The organism is Mycobacterium sp., from assembly GCF_049280035.1.
Lineage (GTDB): Bacteria > Actinomycetota > Actinomycetes > Mycobacteriales > Mycobacteriaceae > Mycobacterium.
Window position 1 is genome coordinate 1 of sequence record NZ_JBAPPI010000592.1, and the last position, 2,017, is coordinate 2,017.

Annotated in this window: 1 protein-coding gene; it reads right to left on the bottom strand. The window is 68.1% G+C overall.

The features are described 5' to 3' along the window. On the bottom strand, positions 1-2,017 hold a 2,017-nt coding region (locus WAN71_RS19285; protein WP_422226865.1), incomplete at both ends, for an ATP-binding protein.

Consider the following 2,017-nt stretch of genomic DNA (forward strand, 5'->3'; position numbering starts at 1 on the left):
GCTCATGGACTCGCCAGGCGTTCGCGCACAACATGGTGCGCGGGGCGATGCGCATCGCTGTTCGGTTCGAGTCATCGGCGGGTACTGCGTCGGCGATCCTTGTGGCACGCTCCCAGCTCAGTCGCGCGGCGGCGATGTCACGGTTGGTCGCCCAGGTTGCGGCCCGCATGTGCCAGCCGTAGGCGGCGCGCAGGTCACCGGCGGCCTCCAGATGCGAGGCGATCAGGGCGGCGTTCTGGTCGGCGGATTCCGGTTCGCGGGCTTCGATCGCGGCGGCCAGCCGCCGATGCACTTGGGCGCGATCGGATTTCAGCTGTGACTCGTAGGCCACGGTGCGGATCAGCGGGTGCCGAAACGCATACTCGGCGCGCGGTGTGAACACCATCTGATCGATCAGCTCAGCCCGAAGAAGGGCATCAAGCACCGGCTCAATCTGCAAGGCAGCCAACAGATCAGGGCTGAACCGAGTCCCGATTACCGCCGCAGCGCACAGCGTGCGCTTGGCAAGCGGGTCGAGGCGGTCGATGCGCGCGGCAATCGCCGCCTGCAAGGTGGCCGGCACGCGCACGTCGGCCAGCTCGCTGTCACACACGTAGGCTCCGCGCTGGCCGCCCAGCACACCGCGCTCGGCCAGGTCACGCACGATTTCCCCGGCAAAAAACGGGTTGCCCGCGGCGCGCCTGGCGATAATGCCGGCCACTTCCATGACCGACGGGTGCCTTCCGAGCAGCTCGGAGGCCAATGCGGCGATCTGCGAATCCTCCAACGGCTCTAAGGCAATCGTCTGCGATCGATGGGTGTGGGCCAGCACGCTCTCGTATTCGGGCCGGTAGGTGATCAGCACCAGCGAGCGAGTCTGGGGAACGACCGACAGCCACTCGGCGACCATCGACTCGCTGGCCTCGTCGATCCAATGGGCGTCCTCGATGACGTACACCGCTGGGGTGCTGCGCGCAAGCGACGCGGTGTTCAGCAGTGCGGTCAGCCGTCGCCGCCGGGCGTCGGGGTCAATCTGCGGCAGAGCAACCTCGGGATCGGCGATGCCCAACAGATCGTCTAACAACACCAGATCCTCGCTGTCGGCACCCGTAAGCCGGTCATGCACCCGCGCCCGCGCCGCCACGTCATCCAGCTCGCTGGTCCCCAGGGCGGCGCGCAACAGCCCCGCCACCGCACGGAACGCGATGTCGGTGGTGTGGGACTCGCAATAGGTGGTGAACACCGCCACGCCCCGACGCGTCGCCAGGGCGGCCGTCTCGCGGACGATGCGGCTCTTGCCGATGCCCGGCGGGCCCACCACACCCGCAACACGACCGGTGCCGTTGACCGCCTGGCCCAACATGCCGGCAAGCGCGCCCATCTCCCACTGGCGCCCGACCAAAGTCGACTCGGCCCCAGCCATCCGCCGCTGCGGCGCCACCCCAAGTAGCCGGCGGGCGGGCACCGGGTCGTCGGCGCCCTTGATGTGCACCATTTCCGGTTTGGCCAGCTCCGCGGCATCCTCAACCAGTCGGCCGGTGGACTCGCTGAGCATCACCCCGCCGGGCGGGGCCACCGATTCCATCCGCTGGGCCATCCCCACCTGCTCACCTAACGCGGTGTAACCCAAAGCGCCCGAACCGATCTCCCCGGCGATCACCTGGCCGGAATTGAGGCCCACCCGCAACTGGAGGTCCACACCGTCGCGCTCGCGGACGTCGACTGCAAGCCGCTTCGCCTCCTCCTGAACGCCCAATGCGGCCAGACAGGCACGAACAGCGTGATCTTCCAATGCCACCGGCGCGCCGAACACCGCCATGATCCCGTCGCCGGTGAACTTGTCCACCGTCCCGCCATACCGCTGCACCACCACCGACGAGCGGTCAACCAGCTCGGCCATGATCTCGCGCAACCGCTCGGCGCCGAGGGCCGCGGCGATGTCCATCGAATGCACCACGTCGGCGAACAAGACGGTGACCTGCTTGTACTCGGCGGGTTTCGGGACCGGCGAAACGGCTGCACCGCACTCGCTACAGAA